This is a genomic window from Streptomyces sp. NPDC056738 (assembly GCF_042790435.1).
Lineage (GTDB): Bacteria > Actinomycetota > Actinomycetes > Streptomycetales > Streptomycetaceae > Streptomyces.
This window is the reverse complement of sequence record NZ_JBHTZF010000021.1, coordinates 81,398-97,415: the sequence shown is the minus strand read 5'-3', so window position 1 is coordinate 97,415 and position 16,018 is coordinate 81,398. Positions and strand designations below refer to the sequence as shown.

The following is a 16,018-nucleotide window of genomic DNA, read 5'->3' as shown; positions in this document are numbered from 1 at the left end:
GGAATCCTCCCCTCCAGGGGCCGACCCTCGTGAAAGCGTGCACAAGCGGGCCCCTACGATGGTGCGCGTGCAGAACCTGACCCGAGCCGACGCCCTCAGCGCGGTGCGCAACCCGCTCGCCTTCATCGCCGAACGCTGGACCCCGACCTCGCGGACGGTGCAGCGCGCGGCCCTCTCCGCGCTCGTCATGGCGGTGGTCATCGTGGTCACCGGCGGTGCCGTGCGGCTCACCGGCTCCGGCCTCGGCTGCCCGACCTGGCCCAAGTGCACCGACGACTCGCTCACGGCGACGAGCGCGATGGGCTTCCACGGCGCCATCGAGTTCGGCAACCGCATGCTGACGTACGTGCTGTGCGCCGCCGTCGGCTGGGCGATCATCGCGGCGCGCTCGCGGAAGCCGTGGCGGCGCGGTCTCACCCGGCTCGGCTGGGCCCAGTTCTGGATCGTCATGAGCAACGCGGTCCTCGGCGGGATCGTCGTGCTGGTCGGCCTCAACCCGTACACGGTCGCCGCCCACTTCCTGCTCTCCACGGCGCTCATCACCGTCGCCGCGCTCATGTGGCAGCGCACCCGCGAGGGTGACGGGGCCCCGCGTCCGCTGGTCGGCAAGTCGGTGCAGCAGCTCGTGTGGTTCCTGGTCGCCGCCTCGGTCCTGCTGATCGCGGTGGGGACGGTCGTCACCGGTGCCGGGCCGCACGCGGGTGATTCGAGCGAGGTCGAGCGCATCCCCGTGAGCTGGGAGAACATCGCCAAGCTGCACGCAGTGCTGGCCTGGATCGTCGTGACGCTGACCTTCGCCCTGTGGTTCGTCCTGAAGGCGGTGGACGCCCCCCAGGGTCCGCTGCGGCGCACCCGCGACCTGTTCCTGATCCTCCTGTCCCAGGGCGTCCTCGGCTACGTCCAGTACTTCACGGACCTGCCCGAGGCCCTGGTCGCCCTGCACATGCTCGGCTCCTGCCTGGTGTGGATCGGGGTCCTGCGCGTGCTGCTGTCCCTGCGTGAGCGCCCGGAGGCCGTGACCGATCTGCCGGGTCCCGCGACGACGTCGGCCCTCACCCGCGCGTAGCCCTTCCCGGGCCGCCATCGGCGCGCGGCGTCCAGCAGGGAGCACTGGGCGCCCCCGCGCTCACTCCAGCCCGTACACCCGCCGGGCGTTGCCCGCCGCGATCAGGGCCGCGACCCGCTGCGCGTCCGCCAACGACCAGGCCCCTTCGGCGACCCAGTTGCCGAGCACCCGTGCCAGCGCCTCGCGGAAGAGGCGTGCCCCGACCACATGGAGTTCGGGGAGTCCCTGCGCTCCGCTGGAGAAGAGGAGCTTGCCGAAGGGGGCCAGCTCCAGGATCTCGGCGAGGACGGCGGCCGACCGGGCCCCGGTGCGCACCAGGGCGGCGCCCAGATCGGCGTAGACGTGCGGGAAGACCCCCGCGAGATGGGCCGCGTGCCGCTGGTAGGGATAGCCGTGCAGCAGGACCAGGTCGGTGCCGAGGCCGGCCGTGGCGCGGGCGAAGTCGGTGAGCAGCACGGGGTCGGTGCGGTCGATGCGCTGTCCGGGGTCGCCGAGTCCCGCGTGCAGTTGCAGGGGCAGGCCCGAGGCGACCGCGATCCACAGCAGATGGCGGAGCAGGACGGGGTCGGTGAGCGTGCCGCCTACCCGGCGGCCGGCGAGCCAGCGGCCCGCCGCGCCCCGTACCTCGCCGGGTCCGGGCGGTTCGGGCGCGAGGGCCAGCCCGTGCCGCACGCCCGCCACGGAGGTGAAGGCCACGGCGGTCGCGGCGGCCCCGTGGACGGATTCGGCGAGATTGGCGAGAAAGGCCTCGACGGTTCCCGAGGTGTCGGCGACCTGTTCGGCGAGGAGCTCCAGACGGACGATCTCGTGGGCCCTGGCTCCTCCCGTGGAGGCCATCTCGCCGGGCCCGGTCAGATCGCCGGGCAGCCCGGTGTCGACGAGATACGTGGTGATGCCGCTGCCGCGCAGCAGTCTGCGGCCCGTCTCCAGGACGCCGAGTTCGCGGCGCCGGGCCAGATAGCGGGCGGGCGTGCAGTGCGGTTCGAGTCCGAGCAGGGGCGGGCACCAGCGTCGTACCGCGAAGCCGGTCTGGGTGTCGAAGAGGGTGGTGCCCGCGGCCGGCGGCCCCTCGGTCCTGGCGAGGTGGGCCTCGAACGTGCCGAGGCCCAGCTCCGTGCGCAGTACGCCGTGGCAGTACTGGTCCACCAGGGACGGCGTTTCGATCATCCGGACTCCCCGCGAATGGACCGTGGCTTTTCAGGTCCTAACGGCTGAGCCGGGTGTCAGGTGTTGGTCGCGCACACCCCGTGCGAACAGCCGACGATTGTCGGCCGTCCGTGCGACGGGTGACGTGTCAGTCGTTCGCCCGGCCGCCGAGCTGGATGCCGGCCATGCGCTTCCACTCGTACGGACCCGTCTTGACCTTGGCCGCGAACTCGCCGTCGAACGCCTCGTGGACGGTGACGCCGGCCTTCGTCACGGCCTTCTCGGCGATCTCGTAGCTCGTCGCCACGAGGTCGCCCCAGCCGCCGTCCTCGCCGACGAGGACGATGCGGGCGCCGCGCTCTCCGATGTACGCCACCTGGGCCTCGACCCCGCCGTGCGCCTTGGAGAAGGCGGTGATGCGCTGCGCGAGCTTCGCGGCGGCGCGTTCGGCCTTGGGGTCCTGGACGGTGCCGGGGGTCTCGTCGATCTGCTGGGTGTCTGCCATGGCCAGGATGCTACCGACGGGTAGATCGAACGGCGACGGGAGGGGTGCGTGGCCTTGACCACGCACCCCTCCCGTCCACGTCTCCGGACCGCTCCAGCGCGCCCTAGCGCAGGAAGGGGTCCACCGCGACGGCCACGAAGAGGATCGACACGTAGGTGATCGACCAGTGGAACAGCCGCATCTCCTTGAGCTTGCCGCCCGTGACCTCGGCCTTGGCACGGTTCTGCAGGCCGTGCGCCTCCCACAGCCAGAACCCGCCCGCGGCGAGCGCGACGGCGGTGTAGAACCAGCCCGTGTACCCGAGCGGGGTGAGCAGCAGCGAGACCGCGACCATCACCCAGCTGTAGATGACGATCTGGCGGGCGACCACCTTGTTGCTCGCGACGACCGGCAGCATCGGCACGCCCACGCGCGCGTAGTCCTCGCGCACCTTCATGGACAGCGGCCAGTAGTGCGGCGGCGTCCAGAAGAACATGACGAGGAAGAGGATGACCGGCGCCCACGACATGGAGTTCGTGACGGACGACCAGCCGATGAGCACGGGCAGACAGCCGGCGATGCCGCCCCACACGATGTTCTGCGAGGTACGCCGTTTGAGGATCATCGTGTAGACGACGACGTAGAAGAGGAGCGCCCCGAGCGACAGCCAGGCGGACAGCCAGTTGACGGCCAGACCGAACAGCAGGGTCGACACGACCGCCAGCGTGATGCCGAAGGCGAGGCACTCACGGGGGCTGACCATCCCCGTGACGAGCGGACGCTGCGAGGTGCGCTCCATGAGGGCGTCGATGTCGCGGTCGATGTACATGTTGAGCGCGTTGGCGCCGCCCGCGGACAGATAACCGCCCAGGCAGGTGAGGAGCACCAGCTTCAGATCGGGCACACCCTGCTGGGCCAGAAACATCACCGGAACGGTGGTGATCAGCAGCAGCTCGATGATCCGCGGCTTGGTCAGCGCCACGAACGCCTTGAGACGGGCCCCGAACGGCCGCTGGCCTCGGCTGCTGCTCGTCCCGAGAACACCCGCAGGACGGGATTCGACGGCCGTCACGCACACCCCTGACAGAGACATCCCAGCGAGCCCCCGGATGAAATCCCCGTAAAGGCCCGCGCGTACCACGCCACTGTAGACGTTGCCCAGACCCCGGCATTCGCGGGGGTGGGCCCGTGTTGAGGAGTGCGGCTGGAAGAGCTGACCGAGACTCGATTGAGCACTCGGACGAGCGGCTCCGTATTCATGTGCCGAACACGGAACGACCCAGTCGGGAGGCGGATCCCGGCGAGTCCCGGCAGTCTGGAATGACTCGAAAAAACGCGCGTACTCACGGGGGTAGGCTCGACAACGGCCGGGGCGCCCAGTGCACCGGCATTTCGACATGTGTGACATGTGGAGAGGAGCCCTGACCCAGGGTGAGCACCAAGCCGACCACCACAGACCTCGAGTGGACCGAGCTGGACCAGCGGGCCGTGGACACCGCCCGCGTCCTGGCCGCCGATGCCGTACAGAAGGTCGGCAACGGCCATCCCGGTACGGCCATGAGCCTGGCGCCCGCCGCCTACACCCTCTTCCAGAAGGTGATGCGGCACGACCCGGCGGACACCGACTGGGTAGGACGCGACCGCTTCGTGCTGTCCGCCGGCCATTCGTCCCTGACCCTCTACACCCAGCTCTACCTGGCCGGCTTCGGCCTGGAGCTGGACGACCTGAAGTCCTTCAGGACCTGGGGCAGCAGGACCCCCGGACACCCCGAGTACGGGCACACCCCGGGCGTGGAGACCACGACCGGTCCGCTCGGCCAGGGTGTCGCCAACGCGGTGGGCATGGCGATGGCCGCCCGCTACGAGCGTGGTCTGTTCGACCCCGAGGCGCCGCAGGGCGAGTCGCCGTTCGACCACTTCATCTACGCGATCGCCGGTGACGGCTGCCTCCAGGAGGGCATCTCCGCGGAGGCCTCCTCCATGGCCGGGCACCAGCAGCTCGGCAACCTGATCCTGCTGTGGGACGACAACCACATCTCGATCGAGGGCGACACCGAGACGGCGGTCTCCGAGGACACGGTCAAGCGCTACGAGGCGTACGGCTGGCACGTGCAGCGGATCGCCCCGAAGCCGGACGGCGACCTCGACCCGCACGCCATCTACAACGCGATCGAGGCCGCGAAGAAGGTGACGGACAAGCCGTCCTTCATCGCGATGCGCTCGATCATCGCCTGGCCCGCCCCCAACGCGCAGAACACCGAGGCCGCCCACGGCTCGGCGCTCGGCGACGACGAGGTCGCGGCCACCAAGCGCGTCCTCGGCTTCGACCCGGAGAAGTCCTTCGACGTCGCCGCCGAGGTGCTGGCCCACACCCGTCAGGCCCTGGACCGGGGTGTCCAGGCCAAGGCCGAGTGGGACAAGGGCTACGCCGCCTGGCGTACCGCCAACCCGGAGCGCGCGGCGGAGTACGACCGCATCGCGGCGACCGAGCTGCCGAGCGGCTGGGAGGAGAAGCTCCCCGTCTTCGAGGCGGGCACGGGTGTCGCCACGCGCGCCGCGTCCGGCAAGGTGCTGCAGGCCCTCGGCGCGGTCATCCCCGAGCTGTGGGGCGGCTCCGCCGACCTCGCCGGCTCGAACAACACGACGATCGACAAGACGTCGTCCTTCCTCCCGGCGGACAACCCGCTGCCCGAGGCGAACCCGTACGGCCGCACGATCCACTTCGGCATCCGCGAGCACTCCATGGCCGCGGAGATGAACGGCATCGTGCTGCACGGCAACACGCGCATCTACGGCGGCACCTTCCTGGTGTTCTCCGACTACATGCGCAACTCGGTCCGCCTGTCGGCGCTGATGCACCTGCCGGTGACGTACGTGTGGACGCACGACTCGATCGGCCTCGGCGAGGACGGTCCGACGCACCAGCCGGTCGAGCACCTGGCCTCGCTGCGCGCCATCCCCGGCCTGAACGTCGTCCGTCCCGCGGACGCCAACGAGACGGCCATCGCCTGGCGCGAGATCCTCAAGCGCTACACCAAGGTGTTCGGCAAGGGCGCCCCGCACGGTCTCGCGCTCACCCGTCAGGGTGTGCCGACGTACGAGGCGAACGAGGACGCCGCCAAGGGCGGTTACGTGCTGTTCGAGGCCGAGGGCGGCGCGCCCGAGGTCATCCTGATCGGCACCGGCTCCGAGGTGCACGTGGCCGTCGAGGCGCGTGAGCAGCTCCAGGCCGCGGGCATCCCCACGCGGGTCGTGTCCATGCCGTGTGTGGAGTGGTTCGACGAGCAGGACCAGGGGTACCGGGACAGCGTCCTGCCGCCGTCGGTGAAGGCCCGTGTCTCGGTCGAGGCCGGAATCGGTCTCACCTGGCACCGGTTCGTCGGGGACGCCGGACGCATTGTTTCGCTGGAGCACTTCGGTGCTTCGGCCGACGGCAAGGTGCTCTTCCGCGAATTCGGTTTCACTGCCGAGAACGTCGCGGAAGCCGCCCGGGAATCGATCGCCGCAGCCCAGCGCTGACGCCGACATACGACACGTAGGAGATGCAATTTCCATGACAGACGCACTCAAGCGCCTCTCCGAGGAAGGCGTCGCGATCTGGCTGGACGACCTGTCGCGCAAGCGGATCACGTCCGGCAACCTTGCCGAGCTGATCGACCAGCAGCACGTCGTGGGCGTCACCACCAACCCGTCGATCTTCCAGAAGGCGATCAGCAGCGGAGACGGCTACGAGCAGCAGGTCACCGAGCTGGCGGCCCGCAAGGTCACGGTCGAAGAGGCCCTGCGCATGATCACCACGGCGGACGTCCGCGACGCCGCCGACATCCTGCGCCCCGTCTTCGACGCCACCGAGGGCCAGGACGGCCGTGTGTCGATCGAGGTCGACCCGCGCCTGGCGCACAACACCGAGGCGACCATCGCCGAGGCCAAGCAGCTCGCCTGGCTGGTCGACCGCCCCAACACCCTCATCAAGATCCCGGCCACCAAGGCGGGTCTGCCGGCGATCACCGAGGTCATCGGCCTCGGCATCAGCGTCAACGTCACGCTGATCTTCTCGCTGGAGCGCTACCGCGAGGTCATGGAGGCGTTCCTCGCCGGCCTGGAGAAGGCCAAGGAGCGCGGCCTGGACCTCTCGAAGATCCACTCCGTGGCGTCCTTCTTCGTGTCCCGTGTGGACACCGAGATCGACAAGCGGCTCGACGCCCTGGGCACCCCCGAGGCCAAGGCCGCCCGCGGCAAGGCGGGCGTCGCCAACGCCCGGCTCGCGTACCAGGCGTACGAAGAGGTCTTCTCCGGCGACCGCTGGGGCGTCCTCGACCGGGCGCAGGCCAACAAGCAGCGCCCGCTGTGGGCCTCGACCGGCGTCAAGGACCCGGCGTACAAGGACACGCTGTACGTCGACGAGCTGGTCGCGCCGAACACTGTGAACACCATGCCGGAGGCCACCCTGGAGGCCACCGAGGACCACGGGCAGATCACCGGCAACACCATCGCCGGCACGTACGAGCGCTCCCGCGCCGAGCTCGACGCCGTCGAGAAGCTCGGGATCTCCTACGACGACGTGGTCCAGCTCCTCGAGGACGAGGGCGTCGAGAAGTTCGAGTCCGCCTGGAACGACCTGCTCAAGTCGACCGAGGCGGAGCTCCAGCGCCTCGCCCCTTCGGAGGGCTGAAACCTTGTCGAGCAGCAACCCGCTGCGTGACCCCGCAGACCGACGGCTCCCGCGTATCGCGGGGCCGTCGGGCCTGGTCATCTTCGGCGTCACGGGCGATTTGTCACGTAAAAAGCTGATGCCCGCGGTGTACGACCTCGCCAACCGGGGTCTCCTTCCGCCGGGCTTCTCGCTCGTCGGGTTCGCCCGCCGCGAGTGGGCCCACGAGGACTTCGCCCAGGAGGTCCACGACGCGGTCAAGGAGCACGCCCGCACGCCCTTCCGCGAGGAGGTCTGGCAGCAGCTCGTCCAGGGCATGCGCTTCGTCCAGGGCACCTTCGACGACGACGACGCCTTCGACCGGCTGCGCTCCACCATCGAGGAGCTGGACAAGGCCCAGGGCACGGGCGGCAACTTCGCCTTCTACCTGTCCGTGCCGCCGTCCGCGTTCCCGGTGGTCATCCAGCAGCTCAAGAAGCACAAGCTGGCGGACCAGTCGGGCGGCTCCTGGCGCCGCGCGGTCATCGAGAAGCCCTTCGGCCACGACCTCAAGTCGGCCGAGGAGCTCAACGCGATCGTGCACGAGGTCTTCGCCCCGGACCAGGTCTTCCGCATCGACCACTACCTGGGCAAGGAGACCGTCCAGAACATCCTGGCGCTGCGCTTCGCCAACACGATGTTCGAGCCGATCTGGAACCGGTCGTTCGTCGACCACGTCCAGATCACGATGGCCGAGGACATCGGCATCGGCGGCCGCGCCGGCTACTACGACGGCATCGGCGCCGCCCGTGACGTCATCCAGAACCACCTGCTCCAGCTCATGGCACTGACCGCGATGGAGGAGCCCTCCTCCTTCGACGCCGACGCGCTCGCGGCGGAGAAGACCAAGGTGCTCGGCGCGACCAGGCTGCCGAAGGACCTGGGCAAGAGCACGGTCCGCGGCCAGTACGCGGCGGGGTGGCAGGGCGGCGAGAAGGTCGTCGGCTACCTCCAGGAGGACGGTATCGACCCCAAGTCGAAGACCGACACCTTCGCCGCGATCAAGGTGGAGGTGGACAACCGCCGCTGGGCGGGCGTCCCGTTCTACCTGCGCACCGGCAAGCGGCTCGGCCGCCGCGTCACCGAGATCGCGGTCGTCTTCCAGCGCGCCCCGCACTCCCCCTTCGACCACACGGCGACGGAGGAGCTGGGCCAGAACGCGATCGTGTTCCGCGTCCAGCCCGACGAGGGCGTCACGGTCCGCTTCGGTTCCAAGGTGCCCGGCACCTCCATGGAGATCCGGGACGTCTCGATGGACTTCGCCTACGGCGAGTCCTTCACGGAGTCGAGCCCGGAGGCGTACGAGCGTCTGATCCTCGACGTGCTGCTCGGTGACTCGAACCTCTTCCCGCGCACCGAGGAGGTCGAGCTGTCCTGGAAGATCCTCGACCCGATCGAGCAGTACTGGGACAAGCACGGCAAGCCCGCGCAGTACCCCTCGGGCACCTGGGGACCCGTCGAGGCCGACGAGATGCTCGAACGAGACGGACGGAGCTGGCGTCGCCCATGAAGACCGATCTCACGGACACCACGGCCAGCAAGGTCAACAAGGCCCTCGTCCAGGGCCGCCGCGCCATCGGCACGCCCGCCGTCGGCATGGTGCTCACCCTCGTCATCGTCACCGACGAGGAGAACGCCTACGACGCCCTGAAGGCCGCGAACGAGGCCTCGCGCGAGCACCCCTCGCGCACCCTCGTGGTCATCAAGCGCGTCTCCCGCTCCCCCCGCGACCGCACGACGTCGCGGCTCGACGCCGAGGTGCGGCTCGGGGCGGAGGCGGGCACCGGCGAGACGGTGGTGCTGCGCCTGTACGGCGAGGTCATCAACCACGCCCAGTCGGTCGTCCTGCCGCTGCTGCTGCCCGACGCGCCCGTCGTCGTCTGGTGGCCGGTGAACGCGCCGCTCGACCCGGCGAAGGACCCGCTCGGCGCCCTCGCGCAGCGCCGGGTGACCGACACCTACGCCGCCGAGGCCCCGGTACGGGAGCTCAACGCCCGCGCCGAGGCCTACACCCCGGGCGACACGGACCTGTCGTGGACCCGCATCACGCCCTGGCGCTCGATGCTGGCCGCGGCCCTGGACCAGGTCGCCTGCGACGTGGACGCGGTCGAGGTGGAGGGCGAGGAGTTCAACCCGAGCTGCGAGCTGCTCGCGATGTGGCTCGCGGACCGCCTCGAGGTCCCCGTCAAGCGGTCGCTGTCCTCGGGCCCCGGCCTCACCGCGGTCCGGCTGGACACGAGCTGCGGCCCGATCGTCCTGGACCGCGCGGACGGCACCCTCGCCACGCTGTCCATCCAGGGTCAGCCCGACCGCGCCGTGGCGCTCAAGCGCCGGGACACGGCCGAGCTGATGGCGGAGGAGCTGCGCCGCCTCGACCCGGACGACACCTACGCCTCGGCGCTGCGCTTCGGCGTGGACCGGCTGAACGCCCCGGCGGACACCGCCGGGTCCGGGTCCTCGGGCGGTACCGCGACCGCCACGAAGGCGGCCCCGGTCGCCAAGGACTCCCCCGCCGGGGTGGCCGAGACGCTCGCCAAGAAGGCGGCGGACAAGGCGGCCGCAGAGTGAACACTCCGCAGCTCGTCGTCCACCGCGACAAGGAACTGATGGCCCAGGCCGCGGCGGCACGGCTGATCACGAAGATCGTGGACGCGCAGGCCTCGCGCGGCTCCGCCTCGATCGTGCTCACCGGCGGGCGCAACGGCAACGGGCTCCTCGCGGCGCTCGCGTCCGCGCCCGCCCGGGACGCCGTCGACTGGGCGCGTCTGGACCTGTGGTGGGGCGACGAGCGGTACCTCCCCGAGGGCGACCCCGACCGCAACGACACGCAGGCCCGCGCGGCCCTGCTCGACGCGGTGCCGCTGGACCCGGCGCGGGTGCACACGATGCCCGCGTCCGACGGTCCCTACGGCGCCGACGTCGAGGCGGCGGCGGAGTCGTACGCGGCGGAGCTCGCGAAGGCCGCCGGGCCGGAGAACCACGGCCCGGTCCCCGCCTTCGACGTGCTCATGCTGGGGGTCGGCCCCGACACCCACGTGGCCTCGCTCTTCCCGGAGCTGCCCGCGGTGCGGGAGACGGAGCGGACGGTGGTCGGCGTGCACGGCGCGCCCAAGCCGCCGCCGACCCGGATCTCGCTGACCCTGCCCGCGATCCGCTCCGCCCGCGAGGTGTGGCTGCTCGCGGCGGGCGAGGACAAGGCCGAGGCGGCCGCCATCGCCCTGTCCGGCGCGGGCGAGATCCAGGCCCCCGCCGCCGGCGCGTACGGCCGCTCCCGCACCCTGTGGCTCCTGGACGCCCCAGCGGCGTCCCAGCTGCCACGCTCGCTGTACCCACCGGCGTCCGCCTGACGACGGACGGCCCGAACGGCTGAACGGGGGCGGCAGGGTCCATGGACCTTGCCGCCCCCGTTTCGTACACGGTCCCGCCCGCCGACCGAGCCCTCACGAACTCGGCCCGGCCCGGCCGGGGGACGCGTCCCTCAGCGGGCCGAGCTGATGCGGTCCCGGCCGCCCTCCAGCCGACCCTGCCGGCGCAGTTCCGTGATGTCGGCCGCCAGGCAGTCGCGGATGTCCTTGCCCGTACGGCGCCAGCCGAAGAACTCGCAGGCCTGCTTGATCAGTTCGTCCTCCGTCATCCCGGGACACTCGGCGGCCAGCTCGCACAGCGCCACGTACCGCTCGGCGGGGGCGATGTGCAGGATCTTGCGGACCGTGTCGCCGTCCTCCGGACAGCGGGCGCCGACGACGTCATGGCCCTGCCGGTCGAAGAACGCCCCGTCCACGGCGACGAGCCCCGAGGAGACGAGCGTGCGCGCCACCGCCCGGACGTTGTCCCGGATGCGGCTGCCCGCCCTGGCGACGCCCCAGGCCTCGCGGGCCCGCTGCACCAGCAGGTCCTCGTGGATGGGCCCCTCGATCTCGATGACCTGTGCCAGCAGCCTGCGCAGCGCCGGACGGGCCTCCGTCGTGTGCAGCTCGTGGCCCGGCCGCACCACGACCGCCGCGGTCCGGTACGGGGTGCTCCACTCGCGTTCGGCGCCACCGATCGGCACCCGTTCGTACGCCGGCTCCGCGGGTTCCGGCGTCCGCGGCCGGGGCGGCGCGGCCGCCCGTGCCCCCGTGCCGTCGGCCGCCGCACGCGCGTGCGGTACGTCGGTCCGTTCCCCGGCGGACGGCCCTTCCCCGGAGGACGAGGACGGTGCGGCCGGCACCGGGAGGGATGACGGGGCGAGTGGCCCCTGGGCGATCGCCTGCTCGACCGCCTCCCGCAACCGCAGTTCAGCGGCCGCGCGACCCCGGTACCAGTCGGTGCCCCAGATGCGGTGGAGCCGCCAGCCGAGCCCGTTCAGGACCTGCTCACGCAGCCGGTCCCGGTCACGGGCCGCCTTGGACGAGTGGTACATGGCGCCGTCGCACTCGATGCCGAGCGCATAGGCACCCGGCAGTTCGGGGTGGCGCAGGCCGAGGTCGATGCGGTAGCCCGCGACGCCGACCTGCGGCTGGACCTGGTGGCCCCAGTCGCGCAGGACGGCCAGAACGGACTCCTCGAACGGGCTCTCCGGCTCGGCGTCGGCCTGGACGAGGTCACGGGCGAGGACGGACGGCCCGTTCTCGGCGTACTCGAGATAGCGCTTCAGGTACTGCACGCTCTCGTTGGGGCTGTCGGACAGACTGGTGCCGCGGAAGGACGAGACGACCTCCATACGGTGACGGGCCCGGGTCACCGCCACGTTCAGGCGGCGCCAGCCACCGCCCTTGTTGATCGGGCCGAAGTTCAGCCCCAGCTTGCCGTGTTCGTCGGGGCCGTAGCCCACGGACATGATCATCACGTCGCGCTCGTCGCCCTGGACGGACTCCAGGTTCTTGATGAAGAAGCCGTCGAGACGGTCCTCGGTGAAGCAGTGGTCGAGGTCGGGCCGGGCCGATCTCGCCTGTTGCACGGCCTGGTCGATCGCCGACGCCTGCGCCTGGGAGAGCGCGACGACACCGAGGGTTCTGCCGGGGCGGGTGTCGAAGTGGTGGAGGACGCGCCGGGCGACGAAGTCCGCTTCGAGGCGGTTGTCGCGCCGCCCGCCCCTGTCGTACACGCCGTCGGCCTGGAGAAAGGCGACACCGACGTCGTTGCCCTCGTCCAGCGCACCCGGGAACGTCACCATCGAGTTGCCGTAGAACTCGCGGTTGCTGAACGTGATCAGGTTCTCGTGACGGCTGCGGTAGTGCCAGGTCAGCGGCAGCTCGCGCATGGCGCCGGCCTTGCAGGCATGCAGCAGCGACTCGAAGGAGTCCGGCACGTCCTGCGCGTACTCGTCCGAGTCGTCGTCGACCGAGGAGTCGAAGAACGAGGTCGGCGGCAACTGCTTGTCGTCACCGGCCACGATCAACGTGCGTCCCCGGTAGACACAGTTGACCGCGTCACTCGGGCGGACCTGGGAGGCCTCGTCGAAGACCACCACGTCGAAGTGGAAGTCCGGCGGCAGGAACTGGCTGACCGTCAGGGGACTCATCATGAAGCACGGCTTGATCGACTGAACGACGTCGCGGGTCCTGCCGAGCAGTTCCCGAACCGGCATGTGGCGGGTCTTCTTCTCCGCCTCCCGGACGATGACGGCGCCCGCTCCCCCGGCGAAACGGCGCGGGCGCCGCTTGTTGCAGGCCTCGATGACGGCGCCGCCCGCGGCGGCGATCAGCCGGCGGTCGGCTTCCTGGAAGTCGGTCACCCGCGCGTCGAGGTCCTCGGAGCGGGACCTGCGCAGGCGTATGTCCGTGGCGAGGACACCGTCGGCCCAGGCCCGCAGCAGCGCCTGTTCGACGACATCGGCCAGCCGGCCGGGTTCGACGCCCCGCTCGGCCGCGCTCGTCACGAGGTCGTCCGCGCCGTGCCGGGCGAGTACGGCGACGCCGTCGACGTAGGCGTGCCAGATCTCCGGGCCCTGTTCGTCGCCCTGGAGGACCGCGATCGACCGGTGGGCCTGGTCGAACAGACCCAGCAGGCCGGGCGAGAGCTGGGTGCGGCGCGCGGTGTCGAACAGATCGAGCAGGGCCTCGACGGAACGGGTCCACCGGTCGGCCCGAGCGCTCACCGTGGCGCACCAGGTGGCGAGCGAGTGCCGGATGTTCTCGGCGAGCAGCTCCGGCAGCCGGTCCGTGTCGGCGTCGCAGGCGAGCCGTCCGGCGAGCAGTTCTCGGCGGTCGGCGTCCTGGCCCAGCACGTCGATGCGGTCGGCCGTGGCCAGCGCCAGGTCGAGGTCCGCCATGGCCTCCCGGGTGCGCGGGAGGTACCGACCGAGCAGCGCGGCGTGAACGTCGACGAGCCGGTTTCGCTCGGCGGCGGCCTCCTGCCACGCGAGTGCCTGCTCCAGCCGGCCCGGCAGCGACTTGTCCCAGGCGCCGCCGCGGGTGAGGGCGGTCACGGCCGCGCGGTCGGCCTTGTACTGGCCCGAGAAGCGCCCCATCAGACCACCGTGCCGAGCGGCGAACCGGGCGACCAGCTCCGGCAGTTCGGTGCAGGAGAGCACCTGTTCGCCGAAGGCGTCCGCGGCCTCGCCGCGGGCCGAGGCCTCGGCGTCGTGGGCACGGCGCAGCTCCGCGGTCGCCGCGTGCGCGCGGCGCAGGACGTCGGCGTCGAACCATCCACGCGGCGGCCGGTGGCCGCCGCTCGTCAGGTCGGCGAGCTCGCACAGCGCGAACGCGGTCTCGGCGCGGTCCGCCTTCGGCAGGCCGAACAGGTCCGCGAGCTGGGCCACTTGCGCCGACACGTCGTCGGGCAGGCCTCCGTCCGCCTGGGCCGCCCCCGCCGGCGAGGTCTCCTGGTCCGGGAGCCCCTCCCTCAGGGAGCGCACGGTCTGCCGGACCTCGCGCACCGACCGGGGTTCGTCCTGCGTCGCCGCGAAGGGGCGCCGGGCCGTGGCGGTCATCAGGGCGTCGAGGGCTTCCGCGGCCTCGGAGACCACCTGGTGCGGTGAGGTGCCGGTCAGTCCGCGCCAGGGGAAGGACTCCCCTTCGGCCGCCGGGCGCCAGGCACGGCCGATCGTCCGGGAGGCGGCGGCCAGTTCCTGCAGCGCGCCCGCGGTCAGGCCCCGCACGACCTTGCCGTTCTCCGCGGCCAGCGGCAGTTTCGGGGTGCCGGCCTGCTCCAGCAGGACCAAGCGCCCGAGCACGTCGTGCAGCGTGCGTTGCAGGGGAGCACGGGTCTCGTTCATGGCGGCGGCGTACGCGGACAGTTCCTCGCGCAGCCCTCGGGCCCGCTCCAGTTCGTGCTCGGCGGCACCGGTGACGCGGACCTCGGTGGTGAGCACCCGCGCGAGTTCGGTGGCCACCGCCTTCTTGCTCGTGTCACCGCTGTGCAGCGCCATCACGAAGTCTCCGAGGCCCACGCCGCGCAGCCGGTTGCGTACGACGTCGAGCGCCGCGGCCTTCTCGCTGACGAACAGCACGCTGCGCCCGGCGTGCATGAGCGCGGCGATCATGTTGGTGATGGTCTGGCTCTTGCCGGTGCCGGGCGGGCCGCTCATCACGAACGACCGCTGGTCGAGGGCGGCGGCGATGCACTGCCGCTGCGAGGCGTCGGCGTCGAGGACCAGCGGGGTCCGCTCGGGGAGCTGGACCTCGTCGATGCGGTCCAGGTCCGCCGGTTCGAACCCGATGAGGTCGTCGGGCAGACCGGCGTCGGGGCCGAGGGCGACGGCCCGTACGAGCGGATGGCCGAGGACCTGTTCCTCGTTCTGCTGGAGGTCCTGGTACATGGCCTCCCGGTGCGAGGCGAACAGTCCGAGCACCACCCGCTCGTCCACCGACCAGCCCTTCTGGCCGGCCGCCGCCGACCGGGCGGCCGAGATCACGGCGGGCAGGTCCGTCACGTCCGCGGCGGTGACCCGGCTCCAGTCCACACCGAGCCGCTCCAGCTTCACGGCGAGCGCGGGATTGTGGATGCGGTCCTGGTCGTCGGCCAGGTGGAGGCGGGTGCGCCGGTTGCCGTCCCTGCGCAGTTCGACCGGCACGAGGAGCAGCGGAGCCGCGCTGCCCTGGTCGGCGCCGGCTTCTCTCCAGTCGAGCATGCCGACACCGAGCCACAGCACCCACAGACCGTAGTCGTTGTACATCTGGCCGGACTTCTGCCGCAGTTGGTACAGCGAGCTGTCCAGGGAGGCCTGAGTGGCCTTCTGTGTGACCAGCCCGGTCCTCGGCCGCCGGTCCGCGGCGACGGCTCCCGCGCCGCTGGTGGAGCCGCCCTTCGCCAGATCGAGTTTCACCGGTTCCGCGTCCGCCTGCTCGACGACGGGAGCGAAGTCCCAGCCCTTGGCGAGGTCGGAGAGCAGAACACCGGCGGACGGCGTGGTGATCTCCAGCGTCGCCGTTCTGGTGTGCCGGAAGTTCAGCAGCCGGTTGCGCCCGCCCATGTCCAGCAGGGAGTTGCGCCAGCCGTCCAGAACGGCCTTCAGCCGGTCGAGGCCGGGATCGCTGACCGTGGCGGACACGGTTCGGGACTGATCGGGCATACGGTGAGTACCTCCTGGGCGCCATGCGCAGGGGTGGCCACCCTCTCAGGCCCCCCTGGAACTCCCTCCCTATCAGCTCGGTTGTTCCGGCACACCGAAGATCACCGACAAGATATGCGCTTGTTGTGAAGAAATCGA

At 71.2% G+C, this 16,018-nt stretch carries 10 protein-coding genes; 6 read left to right on the top strand and 4 right to left on the bottom strand.

The window, feature by feature from the left end:
• Nucleotides 1-58 precede the first annotated feature (58 nt).
• Nucleotides 59-1,066: a heme A synthase gene (locus ACFRIC_RS37610; RefSeq protein WP_382795903.1), complete on the top strand. Its 1,008-nt coding sequence runs from the start codon at nt 59-61 to the stop codon at nt 1,064-1,066.
• A gap of 60 nt (nt 1,067-1,126) precedes the next feature.
• Here the strand turns inward: ACFRIC_RS37610 and ACFRIC_RS37605 are convergent, their stop codons facing one another.
• The 3 genes from ACFRIC_RS37605 to ACFRIC_RS37595 form a co-directional block, all read right to left on the bottom strand.
• Nucleotides 1,127-2,233, bottom strand: a complete 1,107-nt coding sequence (locus ACFRIC_RS37605) for an amidohydrolase family protein (RefSeq protein WP_382795900.1) — start codon at nt 2,231-2,233, stop codon at nt 1,127-1,129.
• Between the two features lie 127 nt (nt 2,234-2,360).
• Complete coding sequence (locus ACFRIC_RS37600) at nt 2,361-2,717, bottom strand: hypothetical protein (RefSeq protein ID WP_382795898.1); 357 nt, start codon at nt 2,715-2,717, stop codon at nt 2,361-2,363.
• 103 nt (nt 2,718-2,820) lie between these two features.
• Nucleotides 2,821-3,774: a heme o synthase gene (locus ACFRIC_RS37595; protein ID WP_382796002.1), complete on the bottom strand. Its 954-nt coding sequence runs from the start codon at nt 3,772-3,774 to the stop codon at nt 2,821-2,823.
• A 353-nt stretch (nt 3,775-4,127) separates the two neighbouring features.
• On the opposite strand from ACFRIC_RS37595, the gene tkt reads away from it, so the two are divergent.
• Genes tkt through pgl form a run of 5 tightly spaced genes read left to right on the top strand, consistent with a single transcriptional unit; the run spans nt 4,128 to nt 10,733 of the window.
• Nucleotides 4,128-6,215, top strand: a complete 2,088-nt coding sequence (gene tkt / locus ACFRIC_RS37590; protein ID WP_382795895.1) for a transketolase — start codon at nt 4,128-4,130, stop codon at nt 6,213-6,215.
• Nucleotides 6,216-6,249: 34 nt separating this feature from the next.
• Complete coding sequence (tal, locus tag ACFRIC_RS37585; RefSeq protein WP_382795892.1) at nt 6,250-7,368, top strand: transaldolase; 1,119 nt, start codon at nt 6,250-6,252, stop codon at nt 7,366-7,368.
• Nucleotides 7,369-7,372: 4 nt separating this feature from the next.
• Nucleotides 7,373-8,896: a glucose-6-phosphate dehydrogenase gene (zwf, locus tag ACFRIC_RS37580; protein WP_369481412.1), complete on the top strand. Its 1,524-nt coding sequence runs from the start codon at nt 7,373-7,375 to the stop codon at nt 8,894-8,896.
• A complete protein-coding gene (opcA, locus tag ACFRIC_RS37575; protein ID WP_382795888.1) occupies nt 8,893-9,954 on the top strand; it encodes a glucose-6-phosphate dehydrogenase assembly protein OpcA in 1,062 nt (353 codons plus the stop codon). The genes zwf and opcA overlap by 4 nt, the downstream gene beginning before the upstream one ends.
• A complete protein-coding gene (gene pgl, locus ACFRIC_RS37570) occupies nt 9,951-10,733 on the top strand; it encodes a 6-phosphogluconolactonase (RefSeq protein ID WP_382795885.1) in 783 nt (260 codons plus the stop codon). Before opcA ends, pgl begins: the two co-directional genes overlap by 4 nt.
• A gap of 131 nt (nt 10,734-10,864) precedes the next feature.
• On the opposite strand, the gene ACFRIC_RS37565 is transcribed toward pgl, so the two are convergent.
• Nucleotides 10,865-15,880 (bottom strand): DUF3320 domain-containing protein, encoded by a 5,016-nt coding sequence (locus tag ACFRIC_RS37565; RefSeq protein WP_382795883.1) that lies wholly within the window; start codon nt 15,878-15,880, stop codon nt 10,865-10,867.
• Nucleotides 15,881-16,018: the final 138 nt, after the last annotated feature.